The sequence below is a fragment of the Umezawaea sp. genome (assembly GCF_036375055.1).
Lineage (GTDB): Bacteria > Actinomycetota > Actinomycetes > Mycobacteriales > Pseudonocardiaceae > Umezawaea.
The window spans coordinates 41,059-63,519 of sequence record NZ_DASUSQ010000091.1 but is presented as its reverse complement, the minus strand read 5'-3'; the positions used below and the strand labels follow the sequence as shown (position 1 = coordinate 63,519).

At 71.5% G+C, this 22,461-nt stretch carries 23 protein-coding genes; all 23 read right to left on the bottom strand.

The genetic code is table 11. The features are described 5' to 3' along the window. Window positions 1-36: 36 nt before the first annotated feature. The 23 genes from VFZ92_RS25210 to allB all read right to left on the bottom strand — a co-directional run bounded on the left by VFZ92_RS25210 (window position 37) and on the right by allB (window position 22,458). On the bottom strand, window positions 37-1,560 hold the full coding sequence (locus VFZ92_RS25210) for a YifB family Mg chelatase-like AAA ATPase (protein WP_330878498.1): 1,524 nt from the start codon (window positions 1,558-1,560) through the stop codon (window positions 37-39). After that, complete coding sequence (locus tag VFZ92_RS25205; RefSeq protein WP_330878497.1) at window positions 1,560-1,913, bottom strand: YraN family protein; 354 nt, start codon at window positions 1,911-1,913, stop codon at window positions 1,560-1,562. The genes VFZ92_RS25210 and VFZ92_RS25205 overlap by 1 nt, the downstream gene beginning before the upstream one ends. Before the next feature lie 259 nt (window positions 1,914-2,172). Further along, the gene (locus VFZ92_RS25200) at window positions 2,173-2,496 is read right to left on the bottom strand and encodes a DUF2469 domain-containing protein (RefSeq protein WP_259628072.1); all 324 of its coding nucleotides are present in this window, start codon (window positions 2,494-2,496) and stop codon (window positions 2,173-2,175) included. Next, on the bottom strand, window positions 2,496-3,290 hold the full coding sequence (locus tag VFZ92_RS25195; protein ID WP_330878496.1) for a ribonuclease HII: 795 nt from the start codon (window positions 3,288-3,290) through the stop codon (window positions 2,496-2,498). The genes VFZ92_RS25200 and VFZ92_RS25195 overlap by 1 nt, the downstream gene beginning before the upstream one ends. 9 nt (window positions 3,291-3,299) lie before the next feature. Continuing rightward, a complete protein-coding gene (lepB, locus tag VFZ92_RS25190) occupies window positions 3,300-4,214 on the bottom strand; it encodes a signal peptidase I (protein ID WP_330878495.1) in 915 nt (304 codons plus the stop codon). 36 nt (window positions 4,215-4,250) lie between these two features. Next, entirely contained in the window at window positions 4,251-5,189 is a 939-nt protein-coding gene (lepB, locus tag VFZ92_RS25185; RefSeq protein WP_330878494.1) for a signal peptidase I, read from the bottom strand. Window positions 5,190-5,222: 33 nt separating this feature from the next. Continuing rightward, a complete protein-coding gene (gene rplS, locus VFZ92_RS25180) occupies window positions 5,223-5,582 on the bottom strand; it encodes a 50S ribosomal protein L19 (protein ID WP_330878493.1) in 360 nt (119 codons plus the stop codon). A 168-nt stretch (window positions 5,583-5,750) separates the two neighbouring features. After that, complete coding sequence (gene trmD, locus VFZ92_RS25175) at window positions 5,751-6,503, bottom strand: tRNA (guanosine(37)-N1)-methyltransferase TrmD (protein ID WP_330878492.1); 753 nt, start codon at window positions 6,501-6,503, stop codon at window positions 5,751-5,753. After that, window positions 6,493-7,011, bottom strand: a complete 519-nt coding sequence (gene rimM, locus VFZ92_RS25170; protein ID WP_330878491.1) for a ribosome maturation factor RimM — start codon at window positions 7,009-7,011, stop codon at window positions 6,493-6,495. The genes trmD and rimM overlap by 11 nt, the downstream gene beginning before the upstream one ends. Before the next feature lie 26 nt (window positions 7,012-7,037). Then, entirely contained in the window at window positions 7,038-7,277 is a 240-nt protein-coding gene (locus VFZ92_RS25165) for an RNA-binding protein (RefSeq protein WP_025360511.1), read from the bottom strand. Next, window positions 7,274-7,711, bottom strand: coding sequence for a 30S ribosomal protein S16 (gene rpsP / locus VFZ92_RS25160; RefSeq protein ID WP_330878490.1), 438 nt, complete (start codon window positions 7,709-7,711; stop codon window positions 7,274-7,276). The genes VFZ92_RS25165 and rpsP overlap by 4 nt, the downstream gene beginning before the upstream one ends. Before the next feature lie 155 nt (window positions 7,712-7,866). Continuing rightward, window positions 7,867-8,631 carry a 5-oxoprolinase subunit PxpA gene (locus VFZ92_RS25155; RefSeq protein ID WP_330878489.1) on the bottom strand — a complete coding sequence of 255 codons (765 nt, stop codon included), beginning with the start codon at window positions 8,629-8,631 and terminating at the stop codon, window positions 7,867-7,869. Beyond that, on the bottom strand, window positions 8,628-9,407 hold the full coding sequence (locus VFZ92_RS25150; protein WP_414720003.1) for a CPBP family intramembrane glutamic endopeptidase: 780 nt from the start codon (window positions 9,405-9,407) through the stop codon (window positions 8,628-8,630). The genes VFZ92_RS25155 and VFZ92_RS25150 overlap by 4 nt, the downstream gene beginning before the upstream one ends. A 15-nt stretch (window positions 9,408-9,422) precedes the next feature. Beyond that, the gene (locus VFZ92_RS25145) at window positions 9,423-10,139 is read right to left on the bottom strand and encodes a CPBP family intramembrane glutamic endopeptidase (protein ID WP_330878488.1); all 717 of its coding nucleotides are present in this window, start codon (window positions 10,137-10,139) and stop codon (window positions 9,423-9,425) included. 144 nt (window positions 10,140-10,283) lie between these two features. Continuing rightward, window positions 10,284-11,354, bottom strand: a complete 1,071-nt coding sequence (locus VFZ92_RS25140; RefSeq protein ID WP_330878487.1) for an amidohydrolase family protein — start codon at window positions 11,352-11,354, stop codon at window positions 10,284-10,286. A 13-nt stretch (window positions 11,355-11,367) separates the two neighbouring features. Continuing rightward, the gene (gene ffh, locus VFZ92_RS25135; protein ID WP_330878486.1) at window positions 11,368-12,912 is read right to left on the bottom strand and encodes a signal recognition particle protein; all 1,545 of its coding nucleotides are present in this window, start codon (window positions 12,910-12,912) and stop codon (window positions 11,368-11,370) included. Between the two features lie 59 nt (window positions 12,913-12,971). Then, entirely contained in the window at window positions 12,972-13,514 is a 543-nt protein-coding gene (locus tag VFZ92_RS25130; protein WP_330878485.1) for an AAA family ATPase, read from the bottom strand. A gap of 191 nt (window positions 13,515-13,705) precedes the next feature. After that, window positions 13,706-16,075, bottom strand: coding sequence for a [protein-PII] uridylyltransferase (locus VFZ92_RS25125; RefSeq protein ID WP_330878484.1), 2,370 nt, complete (start codon window positions 16,073-16,075; stop codon window positions 13,706-13,708). 79 nt (window positions 16,076-16,154) lie between these two features. Then, window positions 16,155-16,493: a P-II family nitrogen regulator gene (locus tag VFZ92_RS25120; RefSeq protein WP_259628058.1), complete on the bottom strand. Its 339-nt coding sequence runs from the start codon at window positions 16,491-16,493 to the stop codon at window positions 16,155-16,157. Next, window positions 16,490-17,830 carry an ammonium transporter gene (locus VFZ92_RS25115; protein WP_330878483.1) on the bottom strand — a complete coding sequence of 447 codons (1,341 nt, stop codon included), beginning with the start codon at window positions 17,828-17,830 and terminating at the stop codon, window positions 16,490-16,492. The genes VFZ92_RS25120 and VFZ92_RS25115 overlap by 4 nt, the downstream gene beginning before the upstream one ends. A gap of 418 nt (window positions 17,831-18,248) precedes the next feature. Further along, window positions 18,249-19,817: an alpha/beta hydrolase gene (locus VFZ92_RS25110; protein ID WP_330878482.1), complete on the bottom strand. Its 1,569-nt coding sequence runs from the start codon at window positions 19,815-19,817 to the stop codon at window positions 18,249-18,251. 299 nt (window positions 19,818-20,116) lie between these two features. Continuing rightward, complete coding sequence (gene alc, locus VFZ92_RS25105) at window positions 20,117-21,157, bottom strand: allantoicase (protein ID WP_330878481.1); 1,041 nt, start codon at window positions 21,155-21,157, stop codon at window positions 20,117-20,119. Then, window positions 21,154-22,458: an allantoinase AllB gene (allB, locus tag VFZ92_RS25100; protein ID WP_330878480.1), complete on the bottom strand. Its 1,305-nt coding sequence runs from the start codon at window positions 22,456-22,458 to the stop codon at window positions 21,154-21,156. The genes alc and allB overlap by 4 nt, the downstream gene beginning before the upstream one ends. Window positions 22,459-22,461 lie beyond the last annotated feature (3 nt).

Genomic DNA, 22,461 nt, shown 5'->3' with positions numbered 1-22,461 from the left:
GTTGGGGGGGGTGGACGTTCGGCGGGGTGGGGTGGGTTAGTAGAGCGAGCGGCGTTCGCGGAATTCCAGGGCCGCTGCCACGTGGGAGGCGTCTGGGGTTGGGGCTTCTGCCAGGTCCGCGAGGGTCCAGGCGACTCTGATGCAGCGGTCCGCTCCTCGGCCCGTCAAGGCGCCCGTGGAGAGGGCTCGGTCCAAGAGGGCTGTTGTGTTTCGCGGTAGGGCGAATTCCCTGCGCAGGGACGGGCCCGGGACTTCCGCGTTGGTTCGCCACGGCTCGCCGTGGGACGACCAGCGTTGTGCTGCTCTGCGGCGGGCCCTGAGGACGCGTTCGCGGACCACCGCCGTGGGTTCGGGAGTGGTGATCTCGGCGCCGTTCATGGCTGTCAGGGGGCGCATCTTCACGCGGAGGTCCACCCGATCGAGTAGTGGGCCGGAGAGTTTCGCCAGGTACCTGCGGCGGTCCTTCGGGGTGCAGGTGCAGTCGACCTCCTTCGGCGGGGCGCAGGGGCAGGTGTTGGTGGCCAGCACCAACTGGAAGCGGGCGGGGTAGCGGACGGTGCCCGCCTGCCTGGCCAGGCGGACCTCGCCCTCCTCCAGGGCCGTGCGGAGGGCGTCCAGGCCGGTCCTGCTGAACTCGCAGGCCTCGTCCAGGAACAGGACGCCGCGGTGGGCCTTGCTGGCGGAACCCGGCTTGGCCAGGCCGGAGCCGCCGCCGACCAGGGCCGCGACGGAGGCGGAGTGGTGCAGGGCGATGAACGGCGGTGCGACCACCAGCGGTGCGTCCGTCGACAGCAGACCCGCCACCGAGTGGATGGCGGTGACCTCCAGGGCCTCCGGGGTGGTCAGGGACGGCAGCAGGCCGCTGAGGCGCTGGGCCAGCATGGTCTTGCCGGTGCCGGGCGGGCCGCTGAGCAGCAGGTGGTGCGCGCCCGCCGCGGCCACCTCCAACGCCCAGCGGGCCTCGGGTTGGCCCAGGACGTCGGCCAGGTCGGCCGCGCTGGGCGGCGTCGGCGAGTCCGGTGGTGGGGCTGGCCGGAGCGCGGTGTCGTCGCCCCTGAGCCACGCCACCACCTCGGCCAGGGAGGCGGCGCCGTGGATGCTCAAGCCTTCGACCAGTGACGCCTCGGACAGGGACTCCACGGGGACCACGGCCCGGCTCAGCCCCGCTCGCTGGGCGGCCAGCAGGGAGGGCAGCACGCCGCGAACACCGCGCAGCCTGCCGTCCAGCGCCAGCTCGCCCAGCAGGACGGTGCTCGCCAGGCGGTCGGCGGGCACCGAGTCCGCGGCGGCCAGCACGACGGAGGCCAGCGCCAGGTCGTAGCCCGCACCGCCCTTCGGGAGCGCGGCCGGGGACAGGCCCAGCGTCACGCGCTGGCTCGGCCAGGTGTGGTCGCTGTTGCGGATGGCCGCCCGGACGCGGTCCTTCGACTCGTGCAGGGCCGCGTCCGGCAGGCCCAGCAACTGGGTCTTCACGGTGCCCGCGCCCACGTCGGCCTCGATCTCGACCACGACGCCGTCCACCCCGAAGAGCGCCACGGACCAGGCCCTCGCGAGGCCCATCACAAGCCCCTCAGGTGGTGCAGCCGAACGTCACCGTCCGGTGGCCACAGCACGGAGATCGCGTCGTACCGGACGGACACCCAGCCGACGCGGTACGCCATCAGCCAGCGCTGGGTCGCCTTGCGGACGCGGGCCAGCTTCTCCGGGGTCACGGCCTCCAGCGGGCTGCCGAACGCCACACCCGATCTGCTCTTGACCTCCACCACGATCAACTGGTCGCCGTCGGTCGCGACCACGTCCAGCTCGCCGTCCCGGCACGCCCAGTTGCGGCTCAGGACCACCAGGCCCTGCCGCTCCAGGTACTCGCACGCCACGTCCTCGCCCTGCTTGCCCAGGGCTCGTCGTGCTGCCACCGCCACGTCCACCACCTGTCGTTCCCCCTCGGTCGTCTGGTTCGACTCTGCCCAGGGGGGCGGGGGGCGGCCAGGGGGAACTCCGGGGCTGTGGACAGGTGCCGGGGCTGTGGACAGGTCGCGATCTTGAGCTGCCTGAGCAGGGGGAATTGTCGGTGGGGTGTGGTAGTGCGGCGACCAGGCTCGGGACAGCCTTCAGGGGACCCCTCCAGCAGCGGAGGGATCCCCTGAGGACCGAGGTCGGCGTGCGGCCGGTGGATCAGGTGTCGAACGGCCCGCCCTCGGGAAGCCGCAGGTCGGGCTTGTCCAACTCCTCGACGTTGACGTCCTTGAACGTGATGACGCGGACGTTCTTCACGAACCTGGCGGGGCGGTACATGTCCCACACCCAGGCATCGGACATGCGCACCTCGAAGTAGACCTCGCCGTCCGCGTTGCGAACCTGCACGTCGACCGAATTGGCCAGGTAGAACCGCCGTTCGGTCTCCACGACGAACGAGAACTGGCTGACGATGTCGCGGTACTCCTTGTACAGCGACAGCTCCATCTCGGTCTCGTACTTTTCGAGATCCTCTGCACTCATTACGCCTCCGCGCGGGTAATCATCGAATCCGCGCCCCTCCTCGTCGCGAGCCCTGCCGCCCCCGCAACCGGGGGTGCCCCATTCTGGACCACGCCGATCGCGGCCACACTGCGCGCCACACGGTGTGGCGGCTCAAGTCCGTGCCGGATCGCGGCTGATGCCACGTTCGCATACGACCACCGGTGCTCCGCGCTCGGGCCGTGCTCCTCCAGCGCGGAGGTGTGCACGGCGGTGCAGTAGCCCTTGTGGACGTCGAAACCGTAGACCGGCAGCTCCTCGTGCAGACCGGACATGATCCGGTCCCTGGTCACCTTCGCCAGCACCGACGCGGCGGCCACGCACGCCGCCACCCGGTCGCCCTTGAGCACCGGCATGCTCGGCGCGGTCAGGCCCGGCACGCGGAACCCGTCCGTCAGCACGTAGCCGGGGTGGTCGCCCAACCGCGCCACCGCCCGGCGCATGCCCTCGATGTTGGCCACGTGCACGCCGATCGCGTCGACCTCGGCGGCCGGGACGACGATGACCGCGTAGTCCAGCGCACGGGCCAGCACCACGTCGTACATGCGGTCGCGCGCGGCGGCGGTGAGCAGCTTCGAGTCCGTGAGGCCCTCGAAACGCGCGGCGTCCTTGGGCTTGAGCACGCACGACGCGACCACCAGGGGGCCCGCGCACGCGCCGCGGCCCGCTTCGTCGACCCCGGCGACGGGGCCGAGTCCACGGCGGTCGAGCGCGGCCTGCAGGGCCCAGATCCCGGCGTCGCGCCGGACGACCACGCGGGGTGGGTTGCGGATCACCCGACGACCCTATCCCAGGGTCTTGCGGCGGAACCTGGCCCGCGCCCGCTTGCCCAGCAGCAGCACGGGCCACGCGGCGGCGACGCCGATGCCCGCGGGCACCGCGGCCTGCCACGCCGGGGCGCCCATCGCGACGGTCTGGCCCTGCGGGTTGTGGTCCGAGACGCCCTGCCAGCGAGCCGGGGGAAGCACGATCATGCGGGCCTTGCCCACCACGTTGTCGATCGGCACGAGCCCGCCCTCCCGACCGTCGCCCTGGCAGCGCGAGTCGCACGAGTCGTTGCGGTTGTCGCCGAGCACGAACAGGAAGCCCTTGGGGATCGTCAGGTCCGCGAACGACTCCTGGACGGTGCTCCGGCCCGGCTCCCAGTACAGGTACGACTCGTCGAGCGGCTTGCCGTCGACGGTGACGCGGTTCTTGTCGTCGCAGCACTTCACCGTCTGGCCACCGACGGCGATGACGCGTTTGACGAAGTCCTCCTGGCTGGCCGACGGCAGGCCGACGAGCGCGCCGAGACCTTGCAGGCCCTTCTGGAACGCGTTCGTCGGCTCCGCCGTGACGAAGTCGTTCTGCCAGCTCTGCGGCCCGTGGAAGACGATCACGTCGCCGGGGGCGGGCTCGCTGAAGTCGTAGGTGATCTTGTCGACCAGCACGCGGTCGCCGTAGCAGCCGTTGCAGCCGTGCAACGTCTGCTCCATCGACTCCGACGGGATCATGTAGACCCGCGCCAGGAACGTCTGGATCAGGAAGGCGAGCCCGAAGGCCACGACCACCAGGATCGGCAGTTCCTTCCAGAAGGAGCCCTTGCGCTTGCCCTTCTGGGCCTTCCGCGCGCGCTCCCGCCAGGCCTCGACGGCCTCCTCATCGCTGGAGCGATAGGGGTCTTCATCGGATGGGCCTCGGGAAGGCACGACGTCTACCACCCGCTCAGAGTACCCAGACCCCGTGTGAGGACCCGGTCAGCGACCCACGAACAGGTGTTTCCGAAGTCGTCGACCGAGGAACAGAACCGGCCAGGCCGACGCGATACCGACTCCGATGGGCACACCGCGCTGCCACTCCGGGGCGCCGATGGCGATGGCCTGGGGGTTGTGGTCGCTGATGCCGCCCCAGCGGGACGGCGGGATGACGATCACGCGCGCCTTGCCGATGACGTTCGCCTCGGGAACGGTGCCCGCGACACCGCCGCCGCCCTGCTTGCGGGAGTCGGTGGAGTTCGTGCGGTTGTCACCCATCACCCAGAGGTGGCCTTCGGGGACCTTGACCGGCTCGAAGGGCTCGTGGTCCTCGGGACCGGTGCCCGGCTGCCAGTAGATGTACGGCTCGTCCAGCGGCTTGCCGTCGACGATGAGCCGGTGCTTGTCGTCGCAGCACTGGACGGTCTGGCCGCCCGTGGCGATGACGCGCTTGACGAAGTCGCGCTCGTCCGGCGGCGCGAGGCCCACCACGGACGCGGCGCTCTGGAGCGCGGCGACGACCGGGTTGTCCGAACGGTTGGACTGGATGTCGTTCTGGCCCCACGAATCGGGACCGCGGAACACGACCACTTCACCGGGGGAGATGTCGGCGAAGTCGTAGGTGATCTTGTCGACCAGCACCTTGTCGTTCACGCAGCCGGGGCACCCGTGCAGCGTTTGCTCCATCGACGCCGACGGGATCACGTAGACCCGCGCCAGGAACGTCTGGATCACGAAGGTGAGCACCAGCGCGGTTCCCGCCAGGATCAGCAGTTCACGCCACAGCGGGGTCTTCTTCTTCGCCTTCGACCTGCCACCCCCGGCCGAGTCCGGAGTGGACTCGAACTCGGCCTCGGGGGTTACGGCCTGGTCGCTGACACGATCTTCACCCTGGGGATCTGAATCGTTGCCGTCAGCGGACGAACGCACGGGGTCTGCCACGTAGGCAGGCTACGCGTAGGGGTGCGAGCGCTGTCAGGCGCCCGGCTTGGCGGTGCGCTTCTCCTTGATCTTGGCGGCCTTGCCGCGCAGATCCCGGAGGTAGTACAGCTTCGCGCGACGCACGGCGCCACGGGTCGCGACCTCGATCTCCGAGATGTTCGGGGAGTGCACCGGGAAGGTGCGCTCGACGCCGACACCGAAGGAGACCTTGCGCACGGTGAAGGTCTCGCGGATGCCGCCGCCCTGGCGACGGATCACGATGCCCTGGAACACCTGGACCCGCTCGCGCGTGCCCTCGATGACCCGGACGTGAACCTTCAGCGTGTCGCCCGGCCGGAAGCTGGGGATGTCGGAGCGCAGCGACTGGGCGTCAAGAGCGTCCAGGGTGTTCATCGGTGGTCCGTCCTCGTCCTCAATATGTCTCGCGTACTCCCCCAGAGCGCAATGCAGCTTCAGAGTGCGACACCTTGGGGGCGGGCTTGCGGCGCGCGCCGGAACGAATAACCGGCTGCAGCAACCTGTCCAGTGTGCCAGATGGGCACCTCCGGAATGAAATCGACCCTACTCCTCCACCGACCGGAGTCGGTCGAGCAGGGCCCTGTCGTGCTTGTCGAAGGCTTCCTCGGGAAGGGCTTCGAGCAGCTCAGGACGCCTGTGCAGGGTCCGTTCGAGCGATTGGTCACGGCGCCAGCGGTCGATGAGCCTGTGGTTGCCCGACAGCAGCACGTCCGGCACCGACAGGTCGCGCCACACCTCGGGACGGGTGTAACTGGGCCCTTCGAGCAGGCCGTCGGAGAACGAGTCCTCCGCCGCCGAGCGCGGGTTGCCGAGCACACCGGGCAGCAGGCGGACGACGGCCTCGACCACCACCAGCACCGCCACCTCGCCGCCGACGAGCACGTAGTCGCCGATGGAGACCTCGTCCACGCGCATGCGGGTGGACGCGTCGTCGATCACGCGCTGGTCGATGCCCTCGTAGCGCCCGCAGGCGAACACCAGGCGCGGCTCGGCCGCGTACTCGTGCGCCAGCGCCTGGGTGAACGGCCGCCCCGCCGGGGTCGGCACGACCAGCCGCGGCGCCGGGTCACCGGCGCACACCTGGTCGAGCGCGTCGCCCCAGACCTGCGGCCGCATCACCATGCCGGGACCGCCGCCGTACGGGCTGTTGTCCACGGCCTTGTGCACGTCGTGCGTCCAGTCGCGGAGGTCGTGCACGTCGACGCTGATCAAGCCCTTGTCGATCGCCTTGCCGAGCAGCGCGGCCCTGATCGGGTCGAGGTACTCGGGGAAGATCGTCAGAACGTCAATCCGCATCGAGCAGGCCTTCCGGCGGGTCGATGACGACCCGGCCCGCCCGCACGTCCACGGTCGGCACGATCTGCCGCACGAACGGCACCAGCAGCTCGCCACCGCCCTCGCGGTTGACGACGAGCAGTTCGGCGCCCGCCGTGTGGGCGATCTCCTTGACGGTGCCGACCTTCGACCCGTCCAGCAGCTCGACGACCAGGCCTTCCAGCTCGTGGTCGTAGAACTCGTCCGGGTCGTCGGTCGGCGGCAGGTCGTCCGTGCTGCCCAGCAGCAGCGTGCCGCGCAACGACTCCGCGACGTCCCTGGTCAGCACCTGCTCGAAACGCACCAGCAGCCGCCCGGAGTGGTTCCGGGCGGCTGCGACGGTGAGGGTGCGCGTCGTTCCATCGCGCAGCTTCGCGACCAGTGCCGAACCGAGCGCGAACCGCGTCTCGGGTGAATCGGTGCGCACGTCAACGGCGAGTTCACCGGTGATCCCGTGCGCCTTGGCCACGCGGCCGACGACGACGTCCATGCCCTACTTCTGTGTTCGTGTTGTGGCTAGCGGTCGGTGTCGACCACGTCGACGCGAACGCCACGGCCGCCGATGCCGGCCATGACGGTGCGCAGGGCGGTGGCGGTGCGACCGCCGCGCCCGATCACCTTGCCGAGGTCGTCCGGGTGGACGTGCACCTCCAGGGTGCGACCGCGACGAGTGGTGACCAAGGTCACCCGGACGTCGTCCGGGTGGTCGACGATGCCACGAACGAGGTGTTCGAGGGCGTCAGCCAACAAACTCACGCCTCGTCCTTGGGCGCCTCGGCGGCAGGTTCCGCGTCAGCCTTCTTCGCGGACTTCTTCTTCGGGGTGGTGGCCTCGGCCATCGGCTCCGACGAAGCGGCGGCCAGCGCGGCGGCGAACAGCTCCGCCTTCGGCGTCTTCGGCTCCTTGACCTTCAGGGTGCCCTCGGCGCCCGGCAGGCCCTTGAACTTCTGCCAGTCACCGGTGATCTCCAGCAGGCGCTGGACGGACTCGGTCGGCTGCGCGCCGACGCCCAGCCAGTACTGCGCCCGGTCGGAGTCGACGTCGATGAACGACGGCTCTTCCTTGGGGTGGTACTTGCCGATCGTCTCGATGGCCTTGCCGTTGCGGCGGGTGCGAGCGTCCGAAACGATGATCCGGTAGTACGGCTGACGGATCTTGCCAAGCCGCTGCAGCTTGATCTTGACGGCCACGGGTACTGGTACTCCTCAAGCTCTCGTTTACCAAGGTGCGGGCGCTCGTCACCCGAGTGGGGCACGGGTGGGAAAGCCCAAAGAACATGGCGCCACAGCACGGTGAGAGGGTCCGGCCTCGGCGAACAACCAGCCATTCTGCCAGACGGCCCCGCTCAGGTCCGAATCGGCCGGGTGAAAGGTGCGATTTTCACCCCGGCGGAGGTCAGCGCGTCCCGCACCGCGCGGGCGTGGGCGACCGCTCCCGGCGTGTCCCCGTGCAGGCAGAGCGATTCCGCGCCGGTCTTGAGGACCGTGCCGTCGACGGCCACGATCTCGCCGTGCTCGGCCAATCGCACGGCCCGGTCGACGACGGCCGCGGTGCCCGTGAGCAGCGCGCCAGGCTCGCGGCGCGACACCAGCGCGCCCTCGGGCGTGTACCCGCGGTCCGCGAACGCCTCGGGCACGGCGGGCAGCCCGGCGGCCTCGGCGGCGGCCAGCAGCCGCGAGCCGGGCAGCCCCAGCACGGGCAGCGCGCCGAACGCCTTCACGCCGTCGACGACGGCCGCGGCCTGCGCCCCGTGGTGCACGGCCGCGTTGTAGAGGGCGCCGTGCGGCTTGACGTAGGCGACCGCCGTGCCCGCCGCCCTCGCGCACGCGTCGAGCGCCCCGACCTGGTAGAGCACCTCGTCGGCCAGCTCGGCCGGGTCGACGTCGATGAAGCGGCGGCCGAACCCGGCGAGGTCGCGGTAGGACACCTGCGCGCCGACCGCCACCCCCCGTTCCGCCGCCGCGGCGCACACCCGGCGCATGGTCGACGGGTCGCCCGCGTGGAAGCCGCAGGCGACGTTCGCGCTCGTCACGACGGCGAGCAGCGCGTCGTCGTCGCCGAGCCGCCAGACGCCGAACCCCTCGCCGAGGTCGCTGTTGAGGTCGATCACGACGGCATCACCCCGAGTGCGATGAGCAGGACCGTCAGGCCCGGCAGGAAGTTGTTGACCACGTGCGCCACGACGCTCGCGGTGAGCCTGCGGGTGATCAGCCTGGCGATGCCGATGGGCAGCGCGACGACGATCAGCAGCGACGTGCGCAGGGGTTCGAGGTGGCTGGCGGCGAAGATCAGCGTGGTGAGCAGGAACGCGGCCCAGCGGCTCCAGCCCTGGCGCTCGATCGCCCCCCACAGCAGGCCGCGGTAGATCAGCTCCTCGCAGACCGGGCCGACGAAGCAGACGTAGAGGAACATCACGACGGCCGCCGACACCGGCATCGTGGTGCCGTCCACCAGCTCGCCGATGGCGGACGTCGCGTTCTTGTCCCCCACCACCCGCGCCCACACCGTCGCCGCCACGTAGGTCAGCAGGATGCCGAGGGCGCCGAGCTTGAGGCCGACCTTGACGTCGGCCCAGTCCCAGCCGAGGCGGAGGTCGATCAGCGGGCCGTTGCCGCGCACGTACGTGATCACGACGGCGACGACCGCCGCCAGCACCGTCGGCAGCATCGAGCCGATCAGCAGGAACGACATCGACGTCGAGAGGTCGGCCCCCGACGTGGTGGCGATGGCGGTGATGAACACCGCGCTGAGGATGAAGACGGCCTCGACGAGCAGGAACGCGCCGAAGCCCCAGCGCTGCCCCTCCCGTTCGGGTTCGGGCTCCCGGCTCACCGCGCGGACGCTGGCCAGCAGTCCCTGCGGTGGGGGTTCGAGCGGTGGGTTCACGAGTCATCACCCTAATCAGGAGGCGCCCACGTACAGGTACACCGCTGGTAGCAGGTTATTCGTGGCGTGGGCCACCATGCTCGACGAGGTGCGCCCGGTGATCATCCGCGCGGCGCCGATCGCCATGCCCTGCGCGAAGAGGCCGAGCGTGCGCCAGGACTCCTCGTGCAGGAAGGCGAAGATCAACGCGGTCAGGACGAGGATCGTGGTGCGGGGGACGCGGTGGTGCTCCAGGGCCCTCCAGAGGGCTCCCCTGGTGAGCAGCTCCTCGGTGATCGGGGCTCCGGCGAAGACGAACAGGGCGGCCACGGCGAGCCATACCGACCGGCCGCCGGAGAGCAGGCCGATGTCCTCCAGGGCCGACCTGGACTCGGCGGTGTCCCGCCGGACGCTGAGCAGGAGGAGCGCCACGATCCACGCCACCAGCAGGGAGAGCCCGCCGCACGCCAGGCCCACCTTGACGTCCCGCCAGGTCGGTTTGAGGCCGAACTCCTTCGCGGGTCCGTCGCCCCGGAAGCGGGAGATGGCGGCCGGGCCCGCGCCCAGCAGGACGTTGGGGAGGAAGAGGAGCAGCAGCAGCGGACCCAGCACAGGGGGGCTGCTGACGTCGAACCGCTCGAAGCGCTCGGCGGTGAGGGCGGTGACGGCGAGCGTGGCCAGGTAGTAGCCGGCCAGGCCGGTGAAGAAGGCGACGAACGCCCAGTGCGCGCGTTCGGGGTTGGGTTCCTCCACCCGCACGAACGTACTGGTGACTTGACCGCTGGGCCGAACAGGACAACCCGGATGGAGGCCTTCCGCGCCGGTGGCGCTTCGGTGCCACCCGGCGGTGCGGGTGGTGTCCGTCGAGGTGGGGCGGGCGCCCCGGCGAACACCCGGCTAGTGGACGCGACCCCGAAGCATGATCATTTTGGGGTGGCGCAGGACCCCCAGGTCGGTGCGGGGGTCGGCGTCGTAGACGACGACGTCCGCGGCCGAGCCCTCGGTGAGGCTGGGGTGGCCCAGCCACTCGCGGGCCGACCAGGAGGCGGCCGCGATGGCCCGCTCCGCCGTCATGCCGACGCGGTGGAGGGCCTCCACCTCGTCCACGATGAGGCCGTGGGCGATGCCGCCGCCCGCGTCCGTGCCCGCGTAGACCGGGACGCCCGCCTCGATCGCCTTGGCGACCGTGGTGGCCACCCCGGCGTGCAGGGAGCGCATGTGGGACGCGTAGACGGGGTACCTGGTCGCGCTGTCCGCGATGCCGGGGAACGTCTCGACGTTCACCAGGGTCGGCACCAGCGCCGTGCCGCGCTCGGCCATCAGCGCGATGGTGTCGTCGGTGAGCCCGGTGCCGTGCTCGATGCAGTCGATGCCCGCCCGGAGCAGACCGGGGAGGGCGTCCTCGCCGAAGACGTGGGCCGTGACGCGCGCCCCGCCCTCGTGGGCGACCTTGATCGCCTCGGTGAGCACGTCGTCCGACCAGAGCGGGGCCAGGTCGCCCACGCCGCGGTCGATCCAGTCGCCGACGAGCTTCACCCAGCCGTCGCCGTAGGCGACCTGCTCCGCCACGGCGGCGGGCAGGTCGGCCGGGTCCTCGACGTCCGCGCCGAGGTACGGGACGTAGCGCTTCGGGCGGGACAGGTGCCGCCCGGCGCGGATGATCCTGGGCAGGTCCAGCCGCTCCTGGAGCGGACGGGTGTCCAGCGGGGCGCCGCAGTCGCGGAGCAGGAGGGTGCCCGCGTCGCGGTCGACCTCCGCCTGCCGCGCCGCCTCGACCAGGTCGACCGGCCCCTTCGGGCCGATGCCCACGTGGCAGTGCGCGTCCACGAGGCCCGGCAGCAGGTAGCCGCCGTCCACGACGGTGCGCGCACCCGGAACCTCGCGGGTCCGGATGCGCCCGTTCACCACCCACAGGTCGCGCTGGTCGCCGTCCGGCAGGACGACGCCGCGCAGGTGCATGCCGCTCATGCGCAGGCCACCGTCACTTGTCGAACTTGAACTTCGACGGGTCGAAGCCCGGCGGCAGGTCGTTCAGGCCACCGAGGCCGGGGGGCAGCTCGGGAGCGCCACCGGCGCCGGGCGGCATGCCGGGCATGCCACCGGGGAACATGCCGGGGAAACCGCCCTTGATCTTCGGCTGGGTCGGGCCGCGACCGCTGCCCTTCCCCTTCTTCCCCTTCTTGCCCTTGCGGTTGCTCTTGCCGCCACCGCTGCCGGGCATCCCGAAGCGGCCCGCCATCTGCGACATCATCTTGCGGGCGTCGAAGAAGCGGTTGACGAGGTCGTTGACGTCGCTGACCTTCACGCCGGAGCCGTTCGCGATGCGCAGGCGGCGGGAGGCGTTGATGATCTTCGGGTCGTCGCGCTCGGCGGGCGTCATGCCGCGGATGATGGCCTGCACGCGGTCGAGGTGCTTCTCGTCCAGCATCGCGAGCTGGTCCTTCATCTGGCCCGCGCCGGGCAGCATGCCCAGCAGGTTCGCGATGGGCCCCATCTTGCGGATGGCGAGCATCTGCTCAAGGAAGTCCTCCAGCGTGAGCTGGCCGGACCCCATCTTCTGCGCGGCGACCTCGGCCTTCTCCTGGTCGAAGGCCTGCTCGGCCTGCTCGATCAGGGTCAGCACGTCGCCCATCCCGAGGATGCGGCTCGCCATCCGGTCGGGGTGGAAGACGTCGAAGTCCTCCAGCTTCTCGCCGTTCGACGCGAACAGGATCGGCTGGCCGGTGACCTCGCGGACGCTCAGCGCGGCACCACCGCGGGCGTCGCCGTCGAGCTTCGTCAGCACGACGCCGGTGAAGCCGACGCCGTCGGCGAAGGCCTGGGCGGTGTTGACCGCGTCCTGACCGATCATCGCGTCGACGACGAACAGGACCTCCTCGGGCTGCACGGCCTCGCGGATGTCCTTGGCCTGCTGCATCAGCTCGGCGTCGACGCCGAGGCGGCCCGCGGTGTCGACGAGCACGACGTCGTGCTGCGCGCGCCGCGCCTCCTCGATGCCGCGACGGGCGACGTCGACCGGGTCGCCCACGCCGTTGCCCGGCTCGGGGGCGTACACGGGCACGCCCGCGCGCTCGCCGACGACCTGGAGCTGGTTGACCGCGTTCGGGCGCTGGAGGTCGCACGCGACGAGCATCGGCGTGTGGCCCTGCGTCTTCAGCCACCTCGCGAGCTTGCCCGCGAGGGTCGTCTTGCCCGCGCCCTGGAGGCCGGCGAGCATGATCACGGTCGGCGGGTTCTTCGCCAGGTTGAGCCTGCGGGTCTCACCGCCGAGGATCCCGATCAGCTCTTCGTTGACGATCTTGATGACCTGCTGGGCCGGGTTCAGCGCGCCGGAGACCTCAGCGCCCTTGGCGCGTTCCTTGATCTTCGCGATGAACGTCCGCACCACGAGCAGCGCGACGTCGGCCTCCAGCAGCGCCACCCTGATCTCGCGACAGGTGGCGTCGATGTCGGCTTCGGACAGCCGCCCCTTGCCCCGCAGGTTCTGCAGGACCGAGGTGAGCCGGTCGGAAAGGGTGTTGAACACGGTGCCGCCAGACCTCGCACGTCGTCGGATGGAGCACCGACCAGCGTAGCCGCCCCGGATCAGTCGGGTGTCACGGACAGCCGCACCCGGTCCCGGCGGGTCAGCACGGTCATCCCGTGCCACCCCCTCGGCACCCAGCCCTCGGCGAACCGGTCGCGCAGCCAGGCGGCGCGGCGGACGTGCCGGGCGAACGAGCCGCCGCGCACGAGCCTCCCGCGTTCGACCTGGCCCGCCATGGCCTGCTCCGGGGTCGCGTCGAGCCAGAGGAACTGCCGGTGGCGGCCCGTGAGCATCCCGATCAGGACGAGCCAAGCCCTGGTCGTGGGCCTGGTCGACGGTTCGTGCACGACCAGGAGACCGGTGCCGCCGATGGCGAACAGCAGGACCCTCATCCGGTGCACCAGGTGCACCAGGGGGCGGTAGTAGCGGTAGGGCAGGTCAGCCGGGAACGAAGCGCGCAGGCGGGCCCGCACCTGATCGGAGTCGAGCACCACCACGGGCGCGTCCCCCGATTCGAGGCGCGCCAACAAGGTGCTCTTGCCCGCCCCCGGCAAACCGGCCAGGACAACGAGGGAACGTGGCCGAACCGCGACGGCAGTCATCAACTCCATAGTAGGAGGACGTTCGTCCTGCTAGTCCGGTTCATCCGAAGTTGGGGGGCGGCCCGACCCCTCGACGGGCCGCCTCCCCACCCGCGACCCACCCCCTCGGGCCACGGGCACGAGCCTGCCCGGACCGGAGGGGGGCCGGGAGCGTGAGCACCCGGATCGGTTGTGCGCAGAACTACGCAACTTCACCGGGAGGCCGCGAGCACCAGCCGTTCGATCTTCCCGCGCAGCGCGCCGTCCACGGCGCCGCCGTCGGTGGTCAGGCTGAACGAGTCCACGACCGTGCCGCCGAGCGTGGCGACGCGGGCCCAGCGGATGTCGACGCCGCACTGCTCCAGCGCGTCCGCCACGTGGTGCAGCAGCCCGATCCGGTCCGCCGCGCGCAGTTCCAGCACGACGGCGCCGGTCGACTCGTCGTCGAACCACAGCGTCCTGGCGGGTGGCGGGTCCTGCGGCGGGCCGCCGTAGTCGCGCTCCTTGGCGGCGAGCTTGTCCGCCAGCGGCAGCGACCCGTCCACCGCCCTGGAGAACTGCTCGCGCAGCAGGGAGGCGTCCGGCAGCGACCCGAACCTCGGCGACACGGTGAACACGTCGACCGCGGCACCCTCGTGCGCCCGCAGCGTGGCCGCGTGCACCTCCAGGGAGTTGAGCGCCAGGACGCCCGCGGCCCGCGAGAGCACACCCGGCCGGTCAGGCGCGACCATCGTGACGAGCGCCGCGCCGTCGACCGGGCTGATCAGCACGTCCGGTCTGCCCGTCCCGGCGACCCGCACCGCCAGGTCGAGCTGCTCCGGGTCCAGCGGTTCCGGGGCGGGCAGCGGGTCGCCCGCCATCGCGGTCCGGCAGCGCCGCACCAGGTCGGCGATGAGCGAGGCCTTCCAGTCGGTCCACACGCCGGGGCCGGTGGCCAGCGAGTCGGCCTCCGCCAGCGCGTGCAGCAGCTCCAGCAGCACCGGGTCGCCGCCGAGGGTGTCGACCACGCGGTGCACGGTCGCGTCGTCCTCGACGTCGCGGCGGGTCGCGGTGTGCGGCAGCAGCAGGTGGTGGCGGACCATCGCGGCCAGCGTGTCCACGTCGTGCGGCCACAGGCCGAGGCGTTCGCCGATCTGGGTCGCGAGCGCGGCGCCGACCTCGGAGTGGTCGGCCTGCCGCCCCTTGCCGATGTCGTGCACGAGCGCGCCGAGCAGCAGCAGGTCCGGCCGCGACACCGTGGTCGCCAGCCGCGCGGCGTGGGCCGTGGCCTGCACGAGGTGCCGGTCGACCGTCCACATGTGCGCGGCGTCGCGCGGCGGCAGGTCGCGCACCGCGCCCCACTCGGGGAAGAGCCTGCCCCACAGCCCGGTGCGGTCCAGCGCCTCCACCACGTCGATGAGCCCCGATCCGCTGCCCAGCAGCGCCAGCAGCTCCTCGCGGGCTTCCCGCGGCCACGGCTGGCGCAGCTCCGGAGCGGAGTCCGCGAGCCGCGACAGCGTGCCCGCGGCGATCGGGTGCTTGCTGCGCGCGGCGGCCGTCGCGACCCGCAGCAGCAGCGCGGGATCGCGGTTCGGCATGGCGTCGCGGGCCAGCGCGACCTCGGTGCCGTGCAGCACCACGCCCTCGTCCAGCGGACGGCGGGCGGGCGAGCGGCGCAGCGGCGACCTGGCGAACGCCCCGAGGCCGCGCTTCGGCGCGGCGGCGCGGGCGGTGCGCATGGCCACGTCCACCGCGTAGACGACCGTGCGGGCCGCCGACGACAGCGCGCGGGCGAGGGCGAACCGGTCGGTCAGGCCGAGCGCGGAGGCGACCTCGTCGCCGTCCTGGGCGCGCAGCACGTCCCGCGGCTTGCGGGCCACGCGGCGCAGCTCGGTCCGCACGTCCAGCAGGAGCCTGCGGGCGTCGTTGACCTCGACGGAGGCGCGGTCGGTGAGCTGGGCGACGGACAGGGCGTCGAGCAGCGTGACGTCGCGCAGACCGCCGCGGCCGTGCTTGAGGTCCGGTTCGACGCGGTGCGCGATCTCCCCGCTGCGCGCCCACCGGCGCTGCGCGGACTCGCTCATCTCGTCGAGCCGGGTGCGGACGTTCGAGCGCCACGCCTGGCGCGCGCTGTCCGCGAGCCGTTGGGACACCTCGGGGTCACCCGCGAGGTGGCGCACGTCGAGCAGCCCGAGCGCGGTCCGCAGGTCGCCCGCGGCGACCCGGAGGCCTTCGCCGACCGTGCGGACCGAGTGGTCGAGGCCGACGCCGGAGTTCCACAGCGGGTACCAGAGCTTGTCGGCGACCGCGTCGATCCCCTTGTGCCCGTTGTGGACGAGGACCAGGTCGAGGTCCGAGTACGGCACGAGCTCCCGTCTCCCGAGACCGCCGACGGCGACCAGCGCCATGCCGGAGCCCGCGACCCCGGCGCTCGCGGCGTGCGCGGTCAGCCAGAACTCGTGCAGGTCGACCAGTGCTTCACGGAGGAGTTCTCCGGTCAGCCGCTTGCGACCGGGTGCCAGCAGTCTGTCGCGGGCCTTCACCAGGTCGTCAGCGGTCACGATCTCCGAACCAGCGTTCGCCTCGGCCGAGACGCCGTCCATCAGGCCTCATTCCCCGTAAATAGGCCGGACGGGGCATGCGGATGACGCTCCCGCATGCCCCGTCTCGAACTTCATCGCGTCACAGAGCGTCCGACCCGCGCTCCCCCGTGCGGACCCGGATGACCGTCTCGACCGGCGTGACCCAGACCTTGCCGTCACCGATCTTGCCGGTGCGGGCGGCCTCGACGACCGCGTCCAGGACCTTCTCCACGGCGGTGTCGTCGATCAGGACCTCGATGCGGAGCTTGGGCACGAAGTCGACGGCGTACTCGGCGCCGCGGTAGACCTCGGTGTGGCCCTTCTGCCTGCCGTAGCCCTGGACCTCGCTGACCGTCATGCCGAGCACGCCGAGCTGCTCCAGCGAGGCCTTGACGTCGTCGAGGGTGAACGGCTTGATGATGGCGGTGACCAGCTTCACGACTTGCTCCCCTCGAGGACCGCGGACGCACCCGCGGCCGCACTGACCTTGCCGGCTCCACGCGAACCGGTGAAGCCGCCGAACTCGTAGGCCGTCTCGGCGTGCTCGGCCTCGTCGACACCCGCGACCTCGGCCTCCTCGTCGGCCCGGAAGCCGACGGTGAACTTGACCAGGTAACCGAGGGCCAGGCTCAGGACGAAGGAGTAGAGCAGCACGGCGACCGCGCCGACCGCCTGGCGCCAGAGCTGGTCGACACCGCCGCCGTAGAACAGCCCGTCGATGCCCGCCGGAGCGGCGGAGCTGGCGAAGAAGCCGATCAGGATGGTGCCGGACAGACCACCGACGAGGTGCACGCCGACGACGTCGAGCGAGTCGTCGAAGCCGAAGCGGAACTTGAGGCTGACCGCCAGTGCGCAGAGCGCGCCGGTGATCGCGCCGACCGCGATGGCGCCGAGCGGCGTGACCGAGGAGCACGCGGGGGTGATGGCGACGAGACCGGCGACGACACCGGACGCGGCGCCCAGGGTCGTGGCGTGGCCGTCGCGGATCCGCTCCACCAGCAGCCAGGCGAGCATGGCGGCGCAGGTGGCGACGGTGGTGTTGATGAAGGTGACACCGGCGGTGGCGTTGGCGCCCAGCGCGGAGCCCGCGTTGAAGCCGAACCAGCCGAACCACAGGAGACCGGCGCCGAGCACGACCAGCGGGAGGCTGTGCGGCTTCATCCGGTCCTTGGGCCAGCCGACGCGCTTGCCCAGCACGATGGCCAGCGCGAGACCGGCGGCACCGGCGTTGATGTGGACGGCCGTGCCACCGGCGAAGTCGATCGCGAGGAGCTTGTTGGCGATCCAGCCGCCCGCGCTCGTCACGTTGCCGTCGGCGTCCTTGACGTCGAAGTCGAACACCCAGTGCGCGACCGGGAAGTACACGACCGTGGCCCACAGGCCCGCGAAGAGCAGCCACGGGCCGAAGCGGGCGCGGTCGGCGATGGCACCGGAGATCAGCGCCACCGTGATGATCGCGAACATCGCCTGGAAGGCGACGAACACGGTGCTCGGGATGGTGCCGAACAGCGATTCCTTGCCCAGCAGGCCGTCGAGCGCGAAGAACTCGAACGGTTTGCCGACGAGACCGCCACCGACGTCGGAGCCGAATGCCGTGGAGTACCCGAACAGCACCCAGAGGACACCCACGACGCCCATGGCGCCCAGGCTCATCATCATCATGTTGAGCACACTCTTCGAACGGACCATACCTCCGTAGAAGAAGGCGAGTCCCGGTGTCATCAACAGCACCAGTGCGGCACTGGTCAGCACCCAGGCGGTGTCCCCTGTATCCACGTCGACCTCCACTGCATGTCGGTTGCAGGGAGCATCGAAGTGTCCTGTTTCGCCTGGTTGCGCCCGAGGTTTCGCGCAGGTGAACTGTGCGACGCCTGGTGTTACGGATAGGTTTCCGGCGGTTTATCGGACAAGTTGCGGTCACGATCCTGGATTTCCGGACGTGACTGTGCGCTGGTGACGTTGATCTGTTCAGGTGCTTCGCGAGCGTCTCGATCGGGCCTCACGACCTTGGCGAACACCCGACGCAACGGCGTTGCGGGTCTCGGACCGGCCCGCACGGGTTGCCCGCCGCGAGCACGTGGCCCGTCCCCGTCAGGGGTCGCCGTTGAGCACCAGTTGCCCGTTCGAGGTCACCGGATCGATCCCGCCCGCGGAGGTGGGGTGCCGAACGCGGTCGGCACCCCACCCCGTCAGGTCAGCGCTGCCAGCCCGGCAGACCCGGCTTCGGGCCCGCGGGCAGGGTGGACGCGGCGGCGTCGAGCGCCGTCGGGCCCGACTGCGGCTCCACCGCGGCGCACCGGGTGCCGTCGCGCGGGACGGTGAGGTTGATCAGGTAGCCGTCGGTGGCGCCCTTCGTGCAGTCCGAGCGCTGGTAGACGCCGTGGCCCCAGCCCTCGTAGGTGAGCAGCACGGTCTTGTCCCTGCTCTGCTCGTGCGCGTTGTCGGCCCACGCGTAGGCGGTGGCCGGGTCGTGCAGCGCGTTGAGCATGAGGATCTTCGGGGCGGTGGTGATGCGCAGCCTGTGCTGCGGGTTGTTGGCCTTGGCCGGGTACCCGACGCAGCTCGCCACGGCGTAGTGGCCCAGCGAACTGCCGCGCACGTGCGGGGCCAGGCGCCGGGCCTCGGCGACGAGGCCCTCGAACTCGCGGACGTTCTTCACCCGGTACTGGAAGTCCTGGCAGAAGACGGCCTGGAACGGGTTCCGCGCGACCTCGTCCGCGGAGGCGGTGGCGGCGGAGGCGGGCGGCGGGGTGGTGGCTCCGATGCGGTTCAACCAGTCCGCCATGTAGTACCAGCTCGGGCCGTAGCCCATGCTGAACGCGAAGCTGGTGAGGGTCTCGGCGCTGACCGGAACGGTCGGGTCGTCGGGATCCCCCAGCTCGCCGCGCTCGGCCCTCGCCAGCAGGTCGTACCAGTAGGCGGAGACGTCACGACCGTGCAGCGCGCAGTCCGCCGTGCGGTCGCACCACTCCACGAACTCGACGAACGAGTCCTCGGCGGTCGCGGCCTCGGTGGCGTGGAAGGCCTTCACGTCGAGGCTGTGGTCCATGTTGCTGTCGATCACCATGGCGCGGATGCGGTGGCCGAAGCGCTCGGCGTACTGCTGGCCCATGAGCGTGCCGTAGGAGATGCCGTAGTAGTTGAGCTTCCGCTCGCCCAGGGAGTGCCGGATGGCGTCCATGTCGTTGGTGACGGCGATCGTGTCGGCGTGGTCGAAGATCGGGCCGCTCCGGGCCCGGCAGTCGTCCGCCAGGTCCCGGTTGTACTCCTTGAGCCGGTCGAACTCGGCCTGGTTCGTCGGGAACAGCGACGGCTGCGCGTTCAGCAGGTCCACCGAGCACCGCACGGGCTGGCTGCGGGCGACCCCCCGCGGGTCGAAGCCGATGATGTCGAAGCTCGCCTGGACCTCGGGGCTGAAGTAGGTGTTCGCGTCGTAGGCGGCGCTCACGCCGGAACCGCCGGGACCACCGGGGTTGATCAGCATGATGCCGACGCGCTTGGCCGGGTCGGTCGCCTTGCGGCGGGCGACGGCGAGGTCGAACTTCTCGCCTCGCGGCTCGTTCCAGTCGATCGGCAGGCTGAGCGTGCCGCACTCGACGCCCTCGGGCGCCCCGGTTTCGCAGGGAGCCCACGCGATCGACCCCACGACCCCGAGCGTGTCGACACCGGCCTGCTCCGGCGGGGCCGCTCCCGCCAACCCCGCTCCGACGAGCAGGCTCCCACTGGTGATCACGGCGCCGAACGCCCTGGTGATCAGTCGCACAGGTTCCTCCCTAGGTCCTGTCCGTCCGCCGGAGGACCGGCGGACGGACCGAGGCTCGCAGCGGGGAAGACGGCCGCACAACCGACTGGAGTCGCACTGGGAGGTCAGCCCCCGGGGTGACGGAGGCGTGTCAATTGGCCGCGAACGCTCCGGGCGCACGCCACCCGCCCGTGCGGGGAACGACCTGTCGTCGCAGGTGGAGGCGCCCGGCGCGAGCGCCTCCACCCAGCGGGAACGGGTCGTGGGCGCGAACGACGATCGTCGCGACGTCCGCGGCGGACCACCCGGAGGCGAGCGGGTCAGCCCCCGACGATCCTCGCGTGCGCCGGGGGCAGGAGGTCGAGCCACCGCCGCGTCAGGGCCTCGTGGCCGCTCGGGGTGAGCGCCCCGAAGAGCCGCAGCCTCGCCATGCCGCCGTCGGGGAAGATGTCCAGCCGCGCGTGCGTGACCTCGACGTCGCCCGGCAGCCGGAAGCGGTGCCGGGTGTCCGGCTGGAGCCGCGTCCTCGGCAGCAGTTCGAACCACGCGTCGGGGTCCTTGCGGACGTCGCGGCCCGCCACGGACGCCCAGCCGGGCGCGTTCCCCTTGAAGTGGCTGGTGTCCAGCTCCGCCATCGTGACCGTGCCCGCCTCGGCGAGCTTCACGGCGACCCAGTCGTTGCCGTCGTCGCGGCGGCGCGCGGTCTCCCAGCCCTCGCCCATCAGGCTCGCCCGGCCGGGGGCGATCAGGTTGTTCGGCGAGCTGTAGAACAGGTTGGAGCAGTCCGTGACCGTGGCGCCGTTCTCCAGCGCGGCCAGGTCCACCGCCCCGGCGACGAGGAGCCTGGGATCGACGACGGGGTCGCCGAACACCCGCAGCCGGGCCACGCCGCCGTCCGGGTGCATGGTCAGCCGCACGTGCGTGTACCGGCGTTCCACCGACACGTCGAAGAAGTGCTTGCGGTCCCCGCCCAGCGGCGACTTGGGCACCAGCTCCTCCCACTCGGCCGCCGCCAGCTCCTCCGGTGACGGGTAGCCCTCGACCGAGGTGGCCTCCACGGACGCGTGCGGCGGGTAGTTGCCGGTGAAGAACGCCGTGTCGACGACCACGCCGCGCACGACACCCGGCAGGCCGAGCCGCACGACCGCCTGGTCGTTGCCCGGCGTCCTGCGCCGCCGCGTCTCCCAGCCGTCGTAGACCTGGCCCTTGTGACCGAACGTGTAGGTCTGGTAGACGGGCTCCGGTGGCCTGATCAGGTTCTCGCGCTCGGCGAAGAACTCGTCGTTCGCCCACACCACGCTGCCGCCGACCGCGCGGGAAGCCAGGTCGGGGAGCCTCGTCCAGCCGGGCACTTCGCTCATGCGTCTCCTCTGGTCAGCAACCGTCCGAACGGTTCGGTTCCGGTGATCTCCCGGCCGCGCAGCCACGTCCGCCGCACGACGCCCGCGAGCGGGCGGCCGTGGTAGGGGGTGACGGGGTTGCGGTGGCGCAGCTGCTCGCGGTCGACGACGAACGCGTCGTCGGGCGCGAACGCGCAGAGGTCGGCGTCCCCGCCGACCGCGACGCGGCCCTTGTGCGCCAGGCCCACCTGGTCGGCCGGGTTCGACGCCATCCACCGCACCACGTCGGTCAGCGCGTGGCCCCGCTGCCTGGCCTGGGTCCACACGGCGGGCAGGCCGAGCTGGAGGCTCGCGATGCCGCCCCACGCGGTGGCGAAGTCGCCCGCCTTCAGCTCGGGCGTGCACGGCGAGTGGTCGCTGGCGACCAGGTCGATCGTGCCGTCGGCCAGCCCGCGCCACAGGCCCTCGCGGTTGGCGGCCTCGCGGATCGGCGGGCAGCACTTGAACTGCGTGGCGCCGTCGCCGATCTCCTCGGCGGTGAACGTCAGGTAGTGCGGGCAGGTCTCCACGGTGATCCGGACGCCGTCGCGCTTGGCGGCGGCGATGACCGGTAGCGCGCCTGCGTTGGACAGGTGCAGGACGTGCGCCCGCGCCCCCGTCCGCCGCGCGGTCTCGACCACCTGCTCGATCGCGATCGTCTCGGCCGACGGCGGCCGGGACGCGAGGAACCCGGCGTAGTCGGGCGGCGAGTCGGTGACCGTGTGCGCGTCCTCCGCGTGCACGATCGCCAACGCGTCGAACGACCCCAGCTCCTCCAGTGCCGCGCTGAACTCGGCGGGCTGGACCTGCGGGAACTCGTCCACACCGGAGTGCAGCAGGAAGCACTTGAAGCCGAACACGCCCGCGTCGTGCAGTCCGCGCAGGTCGGGGAGGTTGCCGGGGATGATGCCGCCCCAGAAGCCGACGTCGGTGTGCACGCGGCCCCGCGCCGTCTCGCGCTTGACCTCCAGCGCTGCCACGTCGACCGTCGGCGGCAGGCTGTTGAGCGGCATGTCGACGATCGTCGTCACGCCACCGGCCGCGGCGGCCAGGGTCGCGGTCTCGAAGCCCTCCCACTCGCTGCGGCCGGGGTCGTTGACGTGCACGTGCGTGTCCACGAGCCCCGGCAGCAGCACCTCGTCGTCGGCGAGGGTGATCACGCGGTCGCCGTCGAGCGAGGGTTCGATCGCGGCCACGCGACCGTCCCGCACACCGACGGCGCCCGCGATCTCGCCGTCCGGCGTGACCACTCTGCGAGCGCGGAACACCAGGTCGAAGGTCATGCG